This window comes from Halopenitus salinus (assembly GCF_042662125.1).
Lineage (GTDB): Archaea > Halobacteriota > Halobacteria > Halobacteriales > Haloferacaceae > Halopenitus > Halopenitus salinus.
The window spans coordinates 674,714-690,710 of record NZ_JBHSXL010000009.1 but is presented as its reverse complement, the minus strand read 5'-3'; the positions used below and the strand labels follow the sequence as shown (position 1 = coordinate 690,710).

General features: G+C 67.2%; 16 protein-coding genes. 6 read left to right on the top strand and 10 right to left on the bottom strand.

Annotated elements, in window-relative coordinates; all coding sequences use genetic code 11:
- Positions 1 to 124 precede the first annotated feature (124 nt).
- Positions 125 to 1,207, top strand: coding sequence for a D-xylose 1-dehydrogenase Gfo6 (gene gfo6, locus ACFQE9_RS12960; protein ID WP_379745363.1), 1,083 nt, complete (start codon positions 125 to 127; stop codon positions 1,205 to 1,207).
- A gap of 15 nt (positions 1,208 to 1,222) precedes the next feature.
- On the opposite strand, the gene ACFQE9_RS12955 is transcribed toward gfo6, so the two are convergent.
- Positions 1,223 to 2,281, bottom strand: a complete 1,059-nt coding sequence (locus tag ACFQE9_RS12955) for a substrate-binding domain-containing protein (protein WP_379745360.1) — start codon at positions 2,279 to 2,281, stop codon at positions 1,223 to 1,225.
- A gap of 200 nt (positions 2,282 to 2,481) precedes the next feature.
- Positions 2,482 to 3,414 carry an ABC transporter permease gene (locus ACFQE9_RS12950; protein WP_379745357.1) on the bottom strand — a complete coding sequence of 311 codons (933 nt, stop codon included), beginning with the start codon at positions 3,412 to 3,414 and terminating at the stop codon, positions 2,482 to 2,484.
- 234 nt (positions 3,415 to 3,648) lie between these two features.
- Here ACFQE9_RS12950 and ACFQE9_RS12945 point away from each other — a divergent pair, with 234 nt between their 5' ends.
- Positions 3,649 to 4,479: an ATP-binding cassette domain-containing protein gene (locus tag ACFQE9_RS12945; RefSeq protein ID WP_379745354.1), complete on the top strand. Its 831-nt coding sequence runs from the start codon at positions 3,649 to 3,651 to the stop codon at positions 4,477 to 4,479.
- A gap of 7 nt (positions 4,480 to 4,486) precedes the next feature.
- Here the strand turns inward: ACFQE9_RS12945 and ACFQE9_RS12940 are convergent, their stop codons facing one another.
- From ACFQE9_RS12940 to ACFQE9_RS12920, 5 genes are all read right to left on the bottom strand, one after another.
- Positions 4,487 to 5,368, bottom strand: a complete 882-nt coding sequence (locus tag ACFQE9_RS12940; RefSeq protein WP_379745351.1) for an amidohydrolase family protein — start codon at positions 5,366 to 5,368, stop codon at positions 4,487 to 4,489.
- Between the two features lie 4 nt (positions 5,369 to 5,372).
- Positions 5,373 to 6,179: an SDR family NAD(P)-dependent oxidoreductase gene (locus ACFQE9_RS12935; RefSeq protein ID WP_379745348.1), complete on the bottom strand. Its 807-nt coding sequence runs from the start codon at positions 6,177 to 6,179 to the stop codon at positions 5,373 to 5,375.
- A 33-nt stretch (positions 6,180 to 6,212) separates the two neighbouring features.
- Positions 6,213 to 7,127: an MOSC domain-containing protein gene (locus tag ACFQE9_RS12930; protein WP_379745345.1), complete on the bottom strand. Its 915-nt coding sequence runs from the start codon at positions 7,125 to 7,127 to the stop codon at positions 6,213 to 6,215.
- A gap of 112 nt (positions 7,128 to 7,239) precedes the next feature.
- The gene (locus ACFQE9_RS12925; RefSeq protein ID WP_379745342.1) at positions 7,240 to 9,033 is read right to left on the bottom strand and encodes an acyl-CoA carboxylase subunit beta; all 1,794 of its coding nucleotides are present in this window, start codon (positions 9,031 to 9,033) and stop codon (positions 7,240 to 7,242) included.
- Between the two features lie 124 nt (positions 9,034 to 9,157).
- Positions 9,158 to 10,375: a mandelate racemase/muconate lactonizing enzyme family protein gene (locus ACFQE9_RS12920; RefSeq protein WP_379745339.1), complete on the bottom strand. Its 1,218-nt coding sequence runs from the start codon at positions 10,373 to 10,375 to the stop codon at positions 9,158 to 9,160.
- Positions 10,376 to 10,552: 177 nt separating this feature from the next.
- On the opposite strand from ACFQE9_RS12920, the gene ACFQE9_RS12915 reads away from it, so the two are divergent.
- The 3 genes from ACFQE9_RS12915 to ACFQE9_RS12905 are packed head-to-tail and all read left to right on the top strand — an operon-like array spanning position 10,553 to position 12,538.
- Complete coding sequence (locus tag ACFQE9_RS12915) at positions 10,553 to 11,338, top strand: SDR family oxidoreductase (protein ID WP_379745336.1); 786 nt, start codon at positions 10,553 to 10,555, stop codon at positions 11,336 to 11,338.
- Positions 11,335 to 11,679: a cupin domain-containing protein gene (locus ACFQE9_RS12910; RefSeq protein WP_379745333.1), complete on the top strand. Its 345-nt coding sequence runs from the start codon at positions 11,335 to 11,337 to the stop codon at positions 11,677 to 11,679. Before ACFQE9_RS12915 ends, ACFQE9_RS12910 begins: the two co-directional genes overlap by 4 nt.
- A 37-nt stretch (positions 11,680 to 11,716) precedes the next feature.
- Complete coding sequence (locus ACFQE9_RS12905; protein WP_379745330.1) at positions 11,717 to 12,538, top strand: fumarylacetoacetate hydrolase family protein; 822 nt, start codon at positions 11,717 to 11,719, stop codon at positions 12,536 to 12,538.
- Between the two features lie 9 nt (positions 12,539 to 12,547).
- On the opposite strand, the gene ACFQE9_RS12900 is transcribed toward ACFQE9_RS12905, so the two are convergent.
- The 3 genes from ACFQE9_RS12900 to ACFQE9_RS12890 form a co-directional block, all read right to left on the bottom strand.
- Positions 12,548 to 13,459 (bottom strand): class 1 fructose-bisphosphatase, encoded by a 912-nt coding sequence (locus ACFQE9_RS12900; protein WP_379745327.1) that lies wholly within the window; start codon positions 13,457 to 13,459, stop codon positions 12,548 to 12,550.
- Positions 13,459 to 14,277, bottom strand: a complete 819-nt coding sequence (locus tag ACFQE9_RS12895; protein WP_379745324.1) for a class I fructose-bisphosphate aldolase — start codon at positions 14,275 to 14,277, stop codon at positions 13,459 to 13,461. Before ACFQE9_RS12895 ends, ACFQE9_RS12900 begins: the two co-directional genes overlap by 1 nt.
- 82 nt (positions 14,278 to 14,359) lie before the next feature.
- Positions 14,360 to 14,980, bottom strand: coding sequence for a DUF7409 domain-containing protein (locus tag ACFQE9_RS12890; protein ID WP_379745321.1), 621 nt, complete (start codon positions 14,978 to 14,980; stop codon positions 14,360 to 14,362).
- A 132-nt stretch (positions 14,981 to 15,112) separates the two neighbouring features.
- On the opposite strand from ACFQE9_RS12890, the gene ACFQE9_RS12885 reads away from it, so the two are divergent.
- Positions 15,113 to 15,970 carry a 3-hydroxyacyl-CoA dehydrogenase family protein gene (locus ACFQE9_RS12885; protein WP_379745318.1) on the top strand — a complete coding sequence of 286 codons (858 nt, stop codon included), beginning with the start codon at positions 15,113 to 15,115 and terminating at the stop codon, positions 15,968 to 15,970.
- The last annotated feature ends 27 nt before the right edge of the window (positions 15,971 to 15,997 follow it).

Here is a 15,997-nt window from a genome sequence, read left to right as displayed (position 1 = left end):
GGGACGCCTAAAGCGCGACGGTCGGACTCTCACGCCGTCCACCCGGGACTCGCAGAATGCCGGGCGAGCGCGTCCGTCGTCGATTCCCGGTAGCTCTTTGCCGATCGCCCGACGAATGGCGAACATGGAGCTTGACGCGCTGACGGAGGAGTTCGATCGACGCGACTGGCAGACCGTGACCGAGACGGACGACCCCGTCCGAATCGCCATGATCGGCGTGGGATGGTGGACCCGCGAGCAGGCGATGCCGGCGGTCGCGGCCGCGGAGCTGTGTGAGACGACCGTGCTCGTGAGCGGCGACACGGAGAAGGCCGCATCGGTCGCCGACGACTCGGAGACGGTCGAGCACGCGATCACCTACGAGCAGTTCCACGAGGGCGTCGCCGCCGACGCCTACGACGCGGTGTACGTGGTGACCCCGAACGCGAAACACCTCCCGTTCGTGGAGACGGCCGCCTCGCTCGGCAAGGACGTGCTCTGTGAGAAGCCGATGGAGGCGAGCATCGAGCGGGCCGAACGGATGGTCGAACGATGTGCGGACCACGACGTCACCTTGATGATCGCCTACCGGATGCACACGGAGCCCGCGGTCCGCCGTGCGCGAGACCTGATCGAGGAGGGGTACGTCGGCGATCCCGTCTTCGTCCACGGCAACATGACCGAGCCGATCCTCGAGTTGGTTCCGGATCCCGACCAGTGGCGGCTGGACTGGGACCTCTCGGGCGGCTGTGCGGCGATGGACATCGGGATCTACTCGCTCAACACCGCGCGCTATCTGCTCGATTCGGACCCGGTGTCGGTCTCCGGATCGGTTGCCTCCGTACAGCCGGAGTTCGAGGACGTCCCGGACGAACACGCCGCCTTCCAGCTCGAGTTCCCCGGCCACGTCGTCGCACACTGTACCGCAAGCCAGAACGCCCACATGTCGAGTCACATCCGGGTGACCGGAACCGAGGGCGAGGTTCGCGTCGAGCCCGCGTTCTACCCGTGGGACGAACGGAAGCTCCACGTCTCACACGGCGGTTCGGAGCTGACGATCGAGTTCGAGCAGGTCGACCAGATGCAGGAGGAGTTCGAGTACTTCGCACACTGTCTGTTGACCGACACGGAGCCGTACGCCGACGGCGAACACGGTCTCGTCGACATCGAGACGATCAAGTCGGTCTACGCGTCCGCCGAGTCGGGAGCGACGATCGATATCGAGTGAAAACGGGAGGGAACGCTACCCGAAGTACTCGCTCAGGTAGTCCGAGGCGTTCTCCTGGGTGACCTCGAGCCCCTCGACCGTGATGGAGTCCTCGACGTCCTCGCCGGCGAGATAGTCGGTACCGGTCTGGATCGCCGTGGTGACCATCTCCTCGGGAAGCTGTGCGATGGTGCCGTAGTACTCGTTGTCCGAGAACTCCTCGACCCACGCCTCGGTCCCGTCGATGCCCGTGATCGGCACGGACATATCGGAGTTTTGAAGCGCCTGCTGGGCGCCGAGTGCCATCAGGTCGTTCTGACAGAACACGCCGTCGATCTCGTCGCCGTACTCCGTGATGAAGTCCTCCATCACGCTCAACGCCTCCTGGGTGGAGAACTCGCCGGTCTGGCTCGCCAGGCTGTTCAGCGAGTCGTTCGCGTCGACGGCGCTTTGGAACCCCTCGCCGCGGTCGTTGGTCACGCTCGCGCCCGGCGTGCCCTCGAGCTGGATGACGTTGTAGGTGTCGGCGTCGCCCTGGTCCTCCATGAACTCGACACACAGCTCCGTGGAGCGCTGGCCGAGTTGGACGTTGTCCGAGGCGACGTAGGAGACGGTCTCGCCCTCGGAGATGTTCCGGTCGATCGCGACGATGGGGATGCCGGCGTCGTTGGCGTCCTCGACGGCGCTGATGACGCCCTCGGCCGTGATGGCGGAAAGCAGGAGCAGGTCGACCTCGTTCGAGACCGCGGTCTCGATGTGGGAGACCTGCGTGCTCTGGGAGTTTCCGGCGTCATAAAACGACGACTCGGAGGAGATCATGCCGTCCTCGATGGCCTGGTTGAACGCGTTCTCCATGCGCGCGAAGAACGTGAACTCGAGGGACGGGACCGCCAACGCGACCGTCGGGGGCGAGTCACCGTCGCCGTTTCCGCCGCCGTTACCGTCACCGTTGCCGCCGCCGTTACCGTTTCCGCCGTTTCCGCCATTACCGCCGTTTCCACCGTTTCCACCGTTTCCGCTACAGCCGGCGAGCATCGCGGTACCCGCGATGGCTCCCGAGCGAATGAACGTCCGCCTGTCGATGTTACGTGACATGCGTTACCTATTTTCGCCGCTCGGGTAAAAGAGGTGTCGCACGAGGACGACCGATCGTCGGAATCGCGATCGCGTGCGTTCGTCCCTGCTCCACGGAAACTAACCGTTGATTTGCCGGAACCAGTCGATGTCTCCGGGTCGGATCGGGGAGTGAGGTAGTCCGGGTGAACGGGATCGTACCGATAAACGGTGTCGACCGTCTAGTTGCGGACGTTCGCGAGGACCGCCAGCATCAAGACGATCCCCTGTGCGACGAGTTGGCCGGACGGGCCCACGCCCATGAGGTTGAGTCCGTTCTGGAGCACCCCGAGGATGAGGACGCCGACGAGCGTCCCCATCATGTTGCCCGATCCGCCGAAGAGGTCGGCGCCGCCGAGGATGACCGCGGCGATCGGCGGAAGCAGCATGTTGGCGCCCATCGTCGGAACCGCGCTCCCGAGGCGACCGAGCATCACGAGCCCCGCGATGCCCGCGAACAGGCCCGAGATGATGAGCGTCCCCATCCGAACCGCCATCACGTTTATCCCCATCCGCTCTGCCGACTGGCGATCGCCGCCGATCGCGTAGATGTAGAGTCCGAACTTGGTGTACGAGAGAATGAACTGCGAGACGACCAGTAGCGCGAGGAACACGACGACGAGGCTCGGAAGCCCGAGGATTCGCGCTCCGCCGATGGCGGTGAGCGACTCCGGAAGCCCGGTGATCGGCCGGTTCCCCGAGACGATCAGTCCGAGCCCGTCGGCGAGGAACAGCATCGCCAGCGTCGTCATGAACGACGGCACGCCGAACCGGGCGGTGACGTATCCGGAGATCGTACCGAAGAGCGCGCCGAACAGCAGCCCGATCAGGATCGCCACCGGAACCGGAAGCAGGAAGTCCTCGAAGAGCCGGGCGCCCACGGCGAGCGTCGCGATCGTCAAGCCCGCGACCTCCATCACCTGGGCGATACTCAAGTCGATCTCCGCACAGAGGATGGGGAAGGTGACGCCGATCGCCATGATCCCGATGATCGAGACCTGCCGCAGGACGTTCATCTGGTTTCCCACGGTGAGGAATCGGTCGTTCAAAACCGAGAACGCGACGTAGAGTCCGACGAGACCGATGATCGGACCGTACCGACTGATCCGATCCAATGGAAGCCGGCCGGTTATCCTCCGTATATCGACCGCCGAATGGGACATGTGACATCGCTTTCCACGGCGATATATTATACCTTTGGAAGACGGTTTCCGGATGGGTTGGATCCTCGGGAGGCGGTCCGGGACGGACGGGGCCGCGGTCCGAGAGGCCAGGGGTGCGGCCCGGGACGAACGGCGAGTTCGGGCGCGTGACAGAACCCTTTTATCGACACGTCATGACCTACCACCATGGAATCGGGAGACGGTCGGCCGACCGACCACATCGTCGAGATGGAGGGCATATCGAAACGGTTCGGCGAGGTCGTCGCGCTCGAGGACGTCACGCTTCGGCTTCGACGGAACGAGGTGCTCGCGCTCGCGGGCGACAACGGCGCCGGGAAGTCGACGCTCATCAAGTGTCTCGCGGGCGCGCTCCGCCCCGACTCCGGGACGATTCGGATCGACGGGGAGGTCGTGACCATCGAATCGCCCCGGGACGCCAAACGCCGCGGGATCGAAACGACGTTCCAGGACCTCGCGGTGGCCGGAAACCTCACCGTCGCCCAGAACATCTTCCTCGGGCGCGAGCAGGTCACCGGGCCGGACTCGATCCTGGGGATCCTCGACAAGGGCTCGATGCGCGAGCGCGCTCGCGAGCTGCTCGAGGACCTCGAGATCGACGTCGACGTCGACGCCAAGGTCTCGAACCTCTCGGGCGGGGAACGCCAGCTCGTGGCCATCTCAAGAACGCTGCTTTCGGAACCGAAGATCGTCATCATGGACGAGCCCACGAGCGCGCTCTCGGTCGAGGGCGCGGACCGGGTGCTCGACCTCATCGGTCGGATGCAGGACCAGGGCATCTCCATCATCCTCATCTCGCACAACCTCGATTACGTCCGTCGCGCCGCGGACCGGATCCAGGTCCTCTATCACGGCCAGGACGCGGGCGTCATCGAGGACAGCGACGTCGACAGGGAGGAGATCGTGAGCCGGATGATCGCCGGACTCCCGGAGGACGAGCGGGTCGAGGAGGACGGACGATCCGAGGAGGACGAGTCCGGCGACGCCGTGAGCGCCTGAGACCGTCTCAACCGACGTCGACGCCGTGAACGCGCTCGAAGCTCCGCCGGGAGAGGTACGAGAGGTCACGCGACGACAGGAACGTCACCTCCTCGATCCAGTTTAGACACTCCTCGTAGCTCGCCCAGCCGTCCATCCAGGGGTAATCCGATCCGAGCATCAGCCGCTCGGGACCGAACCACTCGAGGAGCCGCCGCAGGTACTCCCACAGGTCCTCGTAGGGCCAGCCCGTCTCGCTCGAACGGGGGAGCGAGCTGACCTTCACCGCCACGTTCGGATGTTCGGCGAGCGTCTCGAAGTCGGTCCAGGGTTCCTCGCTTGGATCCGTCCGCTCGTCCGGATACGCCATGTGGTCGACGACGATCGTGACGTCGGGATGGCGATCGGCGAGCGTCCCGATCATCGAGAGCTGCTCCGCCTTCGGGAAGATGAAGACGGCGGCGTCCTGGCGTGCCGCCTCGGACCACGCCGGTTCGAGTTCCGGATCGAGGATCCAGTCGGCGGTCCGATCGAGCTCGGAGGAGTGCTCCTCGTAGGTCAAACAGGCGTGCATCCGAACGCCGAGCATCCGGTCGTGTCCCACGACGCGCCGCAGATCCGCGCGCACCTGCTCGGGATCGTCCCGGAAGAAGTCCATGAGCCCGACGCCCCACAGGCGGTCGGGGTACGCCTCGATCGACCGCATCGTGTACTCGTTCGCGCGGATCCCGCGCCCGTAAAGCGGGGTCGTGACCATCACGCTCTCGTCGACGCTCGCCGCGTCCATGTCCGCGATCAGCTGGTGGACCGTGTACGGTCCCTCCCACCCCGGCGGGAGCAGCTCGGCCGGCCACGGCAGCTCGTCGGTGTCGGGTCCCCACGTGTGGGTGTGTGTATCGACGAATCGCATGGAATCACTCCAGGTTGCCGCCGCCGCTCACGCGGAGGATGTCGCCGACGACGTAGGAGGCCCTGTCGCTCGCGAGGAACAACACGGCGTCCGCGAGGTCCTCGGGCTGTCCGAGCCGACCGATCGGCCGCGCCTCGCCGCGCGCTTGCAGGATCTCCTCGGCGGTCCGATCGGGGTCCTCGGCCGCCTCCATCTCCGCCTCGTGGCGCGTCTGGTAGGTCTCCGTGACGTCCGTCGAGATGGCGTTCATCCGGATGCCCTCCTCGGCGAGCTCCTGGGCCATTCGCCAGGTCAGCCCCTTGATCGCGGTCTTCGAGATGCCGTAGAGGCCGAAGGCGTCCGTCCGCCTGTCGCCGGCCTGGCTCGTGTGGTTGATGATGTTCCCCGCCACGTCGTGGTCGATCATGTGCTCGGCGACGAGCTTCGAGGCGTAGTACTGCGCCCGCACGTTGACGTCCATCGCCATGTCCCACTGGTCGATCGACGACTCGACGAGGGTTCCCTCCCGCGGCCAGACCGCGGCGTTGTTCACGAGGAGGTCGATCTCCCCGAACGCCTCGATCGCCTCGTCGACGAGGCCCTCTATCTCCTCGGGGACGCCCATGTCCGCCGCGACGCCGATAACTTCGCCCGCCCCGCACTCGGAGAGCTCCTCGGCCGTCTCGCGAACGTCGGATTCGGTCCGGGAGTTGACGACGACGTTCGCGTCCGCCTCGGCGAGTCCCTTCGCGATGCCCCGTCCGATACCCTTCGTGGAGCCGGTGACGATCGCCGACTCGCCGGCGTAGTCGAATGTTCCATGGCCAGTCATACCGCGAATCCTACTCCGTCGCGTCAAAAAGAGCTACCGATGGGTCCGCGCGGATCGGTCCTCGTCCTCGTCACCGTCCTCGCTCCCGTCCCCGTCCTCGCTCCCGTCTCCGTCCTCGGCCCCGTCAACCCCGACCTCGGTTCCGGATTCGTCGACGACCGCGACCGGATCGCCGACCGAAAGCTTCCCGCCGCGGTCGGACTCCGGGATCGCGCCGATGATCATCAGCGTGTAGTAGTGATCGAACGCGTCCGGGTCCGCCCACGAGGGGAAGGTCTCCCGGCGTTTCTCGAGGAAACGCTCGCGGAAGTCGGGCGTCTCCTCGCCGGAGTCGGGGTCGCGCTGGGGGACCACACAGCGTCCACACGGCGTGACTCCCTCGATCCGAACGTCGCCGACGGAGAGCGCGGGCGCGTCCTCGCCGACGAACCGGTCCTCGAAGAACGCGGGGACGCCGGATATCTCGACGTTGGCTCGGAGCCGTCGTCTCGCGCTCTCGACGGTCATGTCCTCGAACCACGACGCGAGCGTCTCAAGGGTGGCCGTCGAGACCACGGAGGGGCCCATCTCCCGTCGGTCGACGTATCCCAGCGAGCGGTCGCGCTCGAGGGCCACCTCGAGGTCGAAGACGGAGCCGAACCATCGCTCGGCCCGATCTCGATCGGTCTCGTCGTCCAGATCGAACCGTTTCGAACCGCCCCCGGTCGCCGTGTCTTCCCCGGTGGCCGTGTCCTCGACGGTCACGACCGCGGTCCCCGGATCGAACTCGACCGACAGATCGTGGACGCGGTCGGTCCGTTTGCCGTTTATCACCTCGCCGTCCGCATCGAAGAGCGCGAACTCCCGGTCGTGCGCCAGCGTTCCGCCCTCGAGGATCCGTGCCGATTCGACGTCGATCCCCGAGAGTCCCTTGATCGGATACACGCGAAGCCGCTCGAGCGTTGCCATCGGCCGACCGTTGGGGACGGGGTTGCATAGATGTTGGCGCGAATTCCGGATCGAGAGCGCGAACCCCCGATCGGGCTCGTACGAACGCCGATCGGGACCGTTCGAACGCCGATCAAAACACCGTGCCGTGTTTCCGGTCGGGCAGGTCCTCCTCGACGTCGGCGTAGAAGTCGAACCGCGCCGCGAGCTCCTCGCGCAGCCGGGAGGGCTCGACGAGCTCGTCGATCACCACCTCGCTGGCCATGCGGTGGACGTCAATGTCCTCGCGGTACTGCTCGCGCAGCTCCCGCTCGCGGGCTTCGCGCTCCTCGGGGTCGTCGATCTCGGCGAGCTTGCGTGCGTGGACGGCGTTCACTGCCGCCTCGGGGCCCATGATCGCGATCTCTCCCGAGGGGAGCCCGAGCACGCTCTCGGGTTCGTAGGCGGGACCGCCCATCGCGTAGATCCCGGCGCCGTAGGCCTTGCGGACGACGACGGTCTGGGTGGGAACCGTCGCGGTGGAGGTGGCGTAGATGAGCTTCTTTCCGGCCTCGAGGATCCCCTCGCGTTCGACCTGCGATCCGGCCATGAACCCCGGCGTGTCACACAGGTACAGGAGGGGGATCCCGTAGGCGTCACACGTCCAGACGAACTCCGCGGCCTTCTGGGCCGAGTCCGGAAAGATCGCTCCCGACCGCACGTCCGGCTGGTTCGCGACGACGCCGATCGGCCGCCCGTCGATCCGACAGAACGCCGTGAGCATCTCGGGGGCGTATTCGGACTTGAGCTCGAGGATCGACTCCGCGTCGGCGATCCGGACGAGGAGGTCCCGAACGTCGTAGGCGCGGTTCGGCTCCGCGGGGACCACCTCGTCGATGCCCGCCGGCGAGTGGGTCGGCGAGCGCGTCGGGGCGTGGGGCGGATCCTCGCCGGTTCGGTCCGGGAGATACCCGATGAGGTCGGCGACGAGTTCGCGCGCGTGTTCCTCGTCCTCCGCGATCAGGTCCGCTGACCCGGTGTGTTCGGCGTGGACGGCCGGCCCGCCGAGGTCGGCCATGTCGATCTCCTCGCCGGTGACCATCTTGACCATCCGCGGGGAGGCGATCGCCATCGCGGAGATCCCCTCGACCATGACGGTGAAGTCGGCGAAGACCGGCGTGTAGGCCGCCCCGGCGATACACGGCCCGTAGAGGACGCAGATCTGCGGGACGACCCCCGAGAGCATCGAGTGGTTGTAGTAGTACCTGCCGATCCCCTCGCGGTTCGCGAAGAATCCGGTCTGTTCGTCGATCCGGCCGCCCGAGGAGTCCATCAGATAGAGGATCGGCTTTCGCGTCTTCATCGCCCGCCGCTGCATCCGAAGGAACTTCTCGACGCCGCGGGCCGCCATCGATCCGGCCTTGACGGTGAAGTCGTTGGCCATGAAGTGGACGTCGCGTCCCTCGAAGGTCGCGGCCCCCGTCAACAGGCCGTCCGCGGGAAGCCGCACGTTCTCGTCGTAGTCGTCGACGTTCGCGCCGTTCTCGTGCCACTCGTCGAAAGCTGCGAATCGGCCGTCCTCGAAGCGGACCCCCGCCGGCGGCTCCTCGCCCGCCTCGCCTGTTCCGCCGGTCCCGTCCTCGCCGCCGAACCAGAGGTCGAGGCGATCGCGCACGAACAGCTTGCCCCGTTCCGAGAGCCGCTTTTTGTACTTTTCTGGTCCCCCCTCGAGGATGTCCGCGATCTCCGCTTTGAGGGCCCGCTCCCGCTCCGTCGGTCCGAGGTCGTCCTCGATCGGGTAGTCGCGGTCCGGGGGATCGGCGGTCGCGGCCGGCTCGTCAGCCTCGCCGACGTACACCTCGATCGGCGTCCCCAGGTGCTCGGCGAGCGAGCGCGCGATCGCGGTCGCCTCCTCGGCCGTCGCCGCCTGTCCGACGTGGACCCGCATACCGGGAGTGTGGGTGCTGATCGCAAATGGCTTTCCCCGATCGGGGCCGCCACGGGGACCGCACCCCTGCGACGCGCCCGAACAGCGCCCGTGAGTTCCCGTCTCACCCGCGCGACCTCCGGTCTCAGAACCCGTCGGAGTCGGCGTGCAGGTTGGCCTCGACGACCGCCTCGTCCAGCTCGATCCCGAGTCCGGGTTCCTCGGGGACCGCGATGCGTCCGTCCTCGATGAGCGGCTCGTCGCGGACGAGCAGGTCGTCCCACCAGTCGACCTCGAGGGCGTGGTACTCGAGGTAGTCGAAGTTCGGGATCGCGGCGCCGAGGTGGACGCAGGCCACGGTTCCGACCGGGCTACAGACGTTGTGCGGGGAGATCGGCATGTAGTTCTCCTCCGCGCGGTCGGCGATCCGCATCGTCTCCGCGAGCCCGCCGACGGTGGTCGGATCGGGCGTCAGGATGTCGACGCCGTGTTCGTAGATCAGCTCGGAGAGCTCGTGGACCCGGAACCGGTTCTCGCCGGTGGCGATCGGCGTCCGCGTCGACCCCGTCACCTCGATCTGTGCGTCCATGTTCTCCGGCGGAACGACGTCCTCGAGCCACATGAGGTCGTACTCGGCGAGCTCGTGGGAGAGCCGCTTCGCGCTCTCTACGGTGTAGTCCCAGTGGCAGTCGAAGGCGAGATCGATCTCGTAGCCGATCGCGTCGCGAACCGCCTCGACGACCCGCCGCTTGTGCTCGATCGCGGCGTTGGAGAGCCGGCCGTTGTAGGGGTCCGGGTCGTTGTCCATCGGCACGTCGAGGTCGAACTTGAGCGCGTCGAAGCCCATCCCCGCGACGCGTTCGGCCTCCGCGGCGTATGCCCCCGGCGCGTAGGCGTCCTCGTCGGCGTAGGCGGTGTAGCCGTCCTCGGTCTCGAAGGCCTCGCCGGCGTGACAGTCACAGTAGAGGCGGACCTCGTCGCGGTACTTCGATCCGAGCAGCTGGTAGACCGGGAGATCCAGGATCTTGCCGGCGACGTCCCACAGGGCGATCTCGATCCCCGAGGCCGCCGTCACGACCTTGCCGGTCGTCCCGCCGTGGCCGGACATCTCCTGGACGATCCGTCTCACGATCCGCTCGACGTCGAGCGGGTTCTCGCCGATCAAAAATCGCTCCGTGTACTCGATGATCTCCGGGACCGCTCCGCCGCGATAGGACTCGCCGATTCCGGTCACCCCGGCGTCGGTCTCGATCTTCACGAGGTTCCACTCGAAGTTCCCCTCGACGACGCAGCTTTTGATGTCGGTGATCGATACGTCCCGGGCCTCCGCCCGGCGGCTCGTGTGGTTCGAATAGTCTCGCATCCGTGGTGCTCCGTGTCCCCCTCGTTACCCCACGTCGTGATATAACTTGCCGTGGAGCGCCGCCGCGGTTCGAGCGACGGATCGTCGTCGAACCCGACGGGATCGCCGCCAAATATGACAGCCAACTTGCCGATAGGGAAACGCTTTCGGTCGCGCCTGTGATCCCTCAGAACGGACATGGATCTACGGATAGACGGCAACGCGGCACTCGTAACGGCGTCATCGAGCGGTCTCGGACGCGCGTCGGCCAAGGCGCTCGCCCGCGAGGGCGCGAACGTCGTGATCAACGGTCGAGACGAGGAGCGACTCGCGGAGGCGAAAGCCGACATCGAGGAGGTCGCAACGGGCGACGTCGTCGCACAGCCCGGGGATCTGACCGACGAGGACGACGTCACGGCGCTCGTCGATCGGACGGTCGAGGAGTTCGGGACGATCGACCACCTCGTCACGAGCGCCGGGGGACCGCCCTCGGGCGCGTTCCTCGATACCGACGACGATGACTGGTACCACGCCTACGACCTCCTCGTGATGAGCGTCGTCCGCCTCGCGCGCGAGGCCGAACCCCACCTCTCCGACGGCGGCGGCACCATCGTCAACATCACCTCCCGGAGCGTCAAGGAGGCGATCGACAGCCTCGTGCTCTCGAACTCGGTCCGGATGGGCGTCATCGGCCTCGAGAAGACCCTCTCGAAGGAGTTCGCGCCGGAGGTTCGTTCGAACGCCGTCCTCCCCGGCCCGCACGAGACCTCGCGCATTCAGGACCTCGTCAACCAGGCCGTCGATCGCGGCGAGTACGACTCCTACGAGGAGGGGATCAAGAACTGGGCGAGCAACCCGCTCGGCCGGACCGGCGACCCGATGGAGCTCGGCGACACCGTCGCGTTCCTCTCCTCGCCGCGCTCCGGGTTCATAAACGGCGAGACCGTGACGATCGACGGCGGCGCGTCGGGGTCGAACCTATGAACCCCGTCTCCTTCGACGACGCGGAGACCTACGAGCCCGACGAGGGCTGGCGTCGCGTCGCGATGGCCGGAAGCGACAAGTTCAGCTTCGAGTGGTTCGAGAAGCCGCCGGGACACAGCTCCCCGATGCACGACCACGAGAACGAGCAGGTCTGCATCTGTCTGGCCGGCGAGCTCACCGTCGCCACCGAGGACGACGAGGTGACGCTTTCCAAACACGACTCCGTCCACCTGGAGTCCAACGAGGCCCACCGCGTGGAGAACACGGGCGACGAGCGGGCCGTCGGGCTCGACGTGTTCGCCCCGGGACGCTCGTTCGACTTCTGGACGGACCGGGAATGAGGGGACCGAGGCACTCCCCCCGGTCGGAGGAGCGGCCGTGAAGTACCTCGCTCGAACCCGAGAGGGCCGTCCGCTGGTCGGCGACGAGGACGGCTTTTGCCCGCTCAGCGCGGCCGATCCGGGACTCGAAAGCGTCCGCGACGCCCTGCCGAAGGCCGCCGCTGGTACCCTGGCCGGACCGGAGTCGGCGACCGCAGATCGAATCGCCCCGGACGACGTCGCGTTCGGGCCGCCGCTCGACCGGTTCGGAAAGCTGTGGGGGATCGGGTTGAACTACCTCGAACACGCCGGCGACCTGGAGGAGGACCGCCCGGAGGAGCCCGCGAGCTTCCTCAAGCCCCCGAGCGTCCTGACGGGTCCCGGCGGACCCATCCGGCTCCCGCCGACCACACAAAGCGATCGAGTCACCGCCGAGGCGGAACTCGCCGTCGTGATGGGCCGCGAGTGTCGCTCCGTCGACGAGGAATCGGTCGACGACGTGATCGCCGGCTTCCTCCCGGTGATCGACATGACCGCGGAGGACGTCCTCCAGCGCAATCCGCGATTCCTCACCCGCGCGAAGAGCTACGACACGTTCCTCGTGGTCGGCCCGGCGATCGCGGTCCCCGAGGAGCCGATGGATCTCACGGACGTCCGGGTTCGGACGATCGTCAACGACGAGGTCGCCGCCGAAAACGCGGTCCGAAACATGGCCTTCCCGCCTCGGGAGATCGTCTCGTTCCACTCCGAGGTGATGACCCTCCGTCCGGGCGACCTCTTCAGCACCGGCACGCCCGGCGCCGAACCGATCGAGCCGGGCGATGAAGTCCGCTCCGTCGTCGAGTCGATCGGCACCGTCGAGGCGTCGGTGACTCGATAGCCCCGGCGGTTATTGACCGCTTTCGACCGCCGCCTCGAGCCGATCGACGAGCTGCTCGTTCCCGACGTGGAGCGGAACACGCTGGTGAAGCTCCTCGGGATCCACATCGAGGATCGCCTCGGTGCCGTCGGAGGCGGCTCCGCCCGCCCGCTCGATGATGAAGGCGATCGGGTTCGCCTCGAACTGCAGTCTGAGCTTGCCGTTCGGGGCGTCCGCGAGCGCGGGGTACGCGAAGATCCCGCCGTAGGTGAGCACCTGGTTGACGTCGCCGACCATCGCGCCGCCGTACCGCAGCTTCAGCTCGGATTCGATCTCGCGGGCGAACACGCGAAAGCCGTCGGTCCAGTCGGGGACCCGGCCGCCGAAGCCGTAGACGACCGGATCGGAGGGAAGCGAGATCGACTCGCGAACGACCGATCGCTCGACTCCTTCATCCCCACCACGCGTAACGACCTCCTCGCGAACGCCGTCGGCGGTCGCGACGACCATGGTGGTGATCGGACCGTAGAGGACGTATCCGGCGGCGACGAGGTCCCTGCCGCGCGCGGGAAGCGATCCGTCGTAGACGCCGACGACCGTCCCCATGGCGTTGTTCGATCGGAGGTTCGAGGAGCCGTCCAGGGGATCGACCGCGACCGCGTAGCGGGACTCGGAGCCGAGTTTCGGTTCGGAGCCCACGTCAACGACGGTCTCACGCTCCTCGCTCGCGTACCCGCTGACGCCGTCGATAAGCCCGATCCGCTCCTCGAGGAGCTCGTCGGCGTGGACGTCCGCGGCCATCACCGTCTCTCCCGAGGGGTTCTCCCTGTCGCTTTCGACGCGCCGCCCCGGCAGGGCCGCGCGGATCTCGGGGGCGGTCTCCGCGACCGCGTCGAACACCGACTCGATCACGGACGCCTCGAGGCGATCGGATCCGGACATCACTCGGGGGAGGCCTCGGCGTCCTCGCGGGTGAGACGGAGCGCCTCCTCCGCGGAGCGCTCCTCGAAGATGACCCGCTCGAGCGCGTCGAGAATTTCGGTCGGGTTCTCACGCTGGAAGACGTTTCGCCCGACTGCGAGCCCCTTCGCACCGGCGTCGACGGCCGCCTCGACGGTCTCGAGGAACTGCCGGTCGTCCGTCTTCGAGCCGCCGGACATGACCACCTTCGTGCGGCCGGCCATCCGGACGGCCTCGGCCATCGCCTCGGGCGAGCCCGGGTATTTCACCTTGGCGACGTCGGCGCCGAGTTCGAGTCCCTGTCTGGCGGCGTAGGCGATCGTCCCGGAACTCGTGTCGTCCTTGACGCCCTGGCCGCGGGGGTACGACCACATCACGACCCCGAGGTCGCGCTCGCGGGCGTCCTCGTGTGCGTCGCGGAACTCCTCGGCCATCTCCACCTCGTGGTTCGATCCGCCATAGAGCGTGAACCCGACCGCGTCGGCGCCGATCTCGTCCGCGTACTCGACGGAGCAGTTGACGGCGCTGTCGGGCTCGCCCATCCAGAGGTTGGAGGTCCCGTTGAGCTTCAAAAGCAGCGTCACGTCCGACTCGTAGTCGGGATAGTACGCCTCCGCGAGTCCCTTCTGTACCGCGAGCGCCGTGACCGCGTCGTGGGTGGCGAGATCGAAGATCCGCTCGGGGTCCGCGGTCGCCGGGTTCGGTTCGAAGTCGACGGGGCCGTGTTCGAGCCCGTGGTCGTACGCGAGGATCAAGACCTTGCCGTCCCGCGTGATGGCGTCCGCCGCGTTCTGTTTCATCGTTTCACGTTCCGACAACGACCATCAAAAATACTGCGGTAACGCGGACGGAGGATGAAGGTGACCGACGACGGAGTCTACTTCACTCCGCCGCCCGTTCGGCCGCCTCGTGCCATCGCTCGACGCGCTCCGGCTCGATCGACAGCACGTCCGCCACGTGTTCGGGGTCCGCGGTGGCGAGGCTGCGGACCGAGGTGATCCCGGCCTCCGCGAGAATGTCGGCGTCGGCCTCGGAGACGGGATCGAGATCCGTCGGCGGCGTGGGACGGGATCGATCGCGCCAGGCGGACTCCGCGGAGACGGGATCGCCGCTTCCGTCGGCCTCCGCCTCCGTTCCCGGAGTCGATCCCGAACCCGTCCCGGTCCGTTCCGACGAATCCGCCCAGTCGCCCGATGAGGCGGCGATCCACTCCGCCTCGTCGCTTCCGAGGCTGCGAATCTGTGTCGACCGACGCCGCAGTCCCTCGCCGGCCTCGAAGGACCACGACAGCGAGTGCTCACGGCGGATCTTCGCCGCGACGCCGGGATTGACGCCCGCCTCGACGAGGGTCCTGTAGGCGACCCGCTTCGCGCGGACGTCAGCGGCGTCGATGTCGGCCGCCTCGAGCACCTGGGCGGTCGCGGGACCGATCCACCGCAGGTCGGTACGGTCGGACTCGTCGTCGACGTCCGCGGTATCGGAATCTGACACGAGCGAGGTCACCGGATACCGACGCGTTTGCGGATCAGGGACTTGAAGGTTTCTCCGCCGGCCCTCGACCGAGCCGTCGACCGCGGCTGCGGAGCGGTCGGCGACGCCCGCCACACTTACACGCCGCCCCGTGTAGGAGTCGGTATGTACGAACTCGAGGAGATCGACGCCGTCGGGGTGATCGGGGCCGGAACGATGGGCGGGGGCATCGCGCAGGTGGCCGCGACCGCCGGTTACGAGGTCGTGGTCCGTGACGTGGAGACCGAACTCCTCGAGGAGGGCCTCGAGCGGATCGACTCAAGCCTGGACCGGCTGGCCGAACGGGACTCGCTCGAGGAGGACCCGTCCGCGATCCGCGATCGCATCGTCACGACGACGGACTTCGAGGACCTCGCGGACGCCGACCTCGTCGTCGAGGCGGTGGTGGAGGACCTCGAGGTCAAACGGGAGGTCTTCTCGGATCTCGACGACGTCGTGGAATCCGATGTCCCGATGGCGACGAACACCTCCACGCTCTCGATCACGTCCATCGCGAGCGCGACGGACCGGCCGGCCGCCGTCGTCGGCCTCCACTTCATGAATCCGGTCCCGATCATGGAGGGCGTCGAGGTCGTTCGCGGCGAACGAACGGACCCGGAGCTACTCGATCTCGCCCACGCGTTCGCCGAGGACCTGGGCAAGACCACCTGGGAGTCCGAGGACAAACCCGGGTTCGTCACGAACCGAATCCTGATGCCGTGGCTCAACGAGGGGATCCGCGCCTATGACGAGGGCGTCGCCTCGAAGGAGGACATCGACGCCGGAATGCGGCTCGGAACCAACGTCCCGATGGGACCGTTGGAACTCGCCGACCAGATCGGGCTCGACGTCGTCCTCGCCGCGAGCGAGACGCTTCGCGAGGAGCTCGGGGATCGTTACACGCCGGCGTACCTGCTGAAACGGAAGGTCGAGGCCGGCGACCTCGGGCGAAAGTCGGGACGTGGGTTCTACGAGTACGAGTAGGCGGGCGAGACGAGTACGAGTAGGCGG

What these genes read in the sequence shown, in the direction of transcription:
- gfo6 (WP_379745363.1), top strand. Translation starts at nt 125, where the DNA reads ATGGAGCTTGACGCGCTGACGGAGGAGTTCGATCGACGCGACTGGCAG.
- ACFQE9_RS12955 (WP_379745360.1), bottom strand. Translation starts at nt 2,281, where the DNA reads ATGTCACGTAACATCGACAGGCGGACGTTCATTCGCTCGGGAGCCATC.
- ACFQE9_RS12945 (WP_379745354.1), top strand. Translation starts at nt 3,649, where the DNA reads ATGGAATCGGGAGACGGTCGGCCGACCGACCACATCGTCGAGATGGAG.
- ACFQE9_RS12940 (WP_379745351.1), bottom strand. Translation starts at nt 5,368, where the DNA reads ATGCGATTCGTCGATACACACACCCACACGTGGGGACCCGACACCGAC.
- ACFQE9_RS12935 (WP_379745348.1), bottom strand. Translation starts at nt 6,179, where the DNA reads ATGACTGGCCATGGAACATTCGACTACGCCGGCGAGTCGGCGATCGTC.
- ACFQE9_RS12930 (WP_379745345.1), bottom strand. Translation starts at nt 7,127, where the DNA reads ATGGCAACGCTCGAGCGGCTTCGCGTGTATCCGATCAAGGGACTCTCG.
- ACFQE9_RS12925 (WP_379745342.1), bottom strand. Translation starts at nt 9,033, where the DNA reads ATGCGGGTCCACGTCGGACAGGCGGCGACGGCCGAGGAGGCGACCGCG.
- ACFQE9_RS12920 (WP_379745339.1), bottom strand. Translation starts at nt 10,375, where the DNA reads ATGCGAGACTATTCGAACCACACGAGCCGCCGGGCGGAGGCCCGGGAC.
- ACFQE9_RS12915 (WP_379745336.1), top strand. Translation starts at nt 10,553, where the DNA reads ATGGATCTACGGATAGACGGCAACGCGGCACTCGTAACGGCGTCATCG.
- ACFQE9_RS12910 (WP_379745333.1), top strand. Translation starts at nt 11,335, where the DNA reads ATGAACCCCGTCTCCTTCGACGACGCGGAGACCTACGAGCCCGACGAG.
- ACFQE9_RS12900 (WP_379745327.1), bottom strand. Translation starts at nt 13,459, where the DNA reads ATGTCCGGATCCGATCGCCTCGAGGCGTCCGTGATCGAGTCGGTGTTC.
- ACFQE9_RS12895 (WP_379745324.1), bottom strand. Translation starts at nt 14,277, where the DNA reads ATGAAACAGAACGCGGCGGACGCCATCACGCGGGACGGCAAGGTCTTG.
- ACFQE9_RS12885 (WP_379745318.1), top strand. Translation starts at nt 15,113, where the DNA reads ATGTACGAACTCGAGGAGATCGACGCCGTCGGGGTGATCGGGGCCGGA.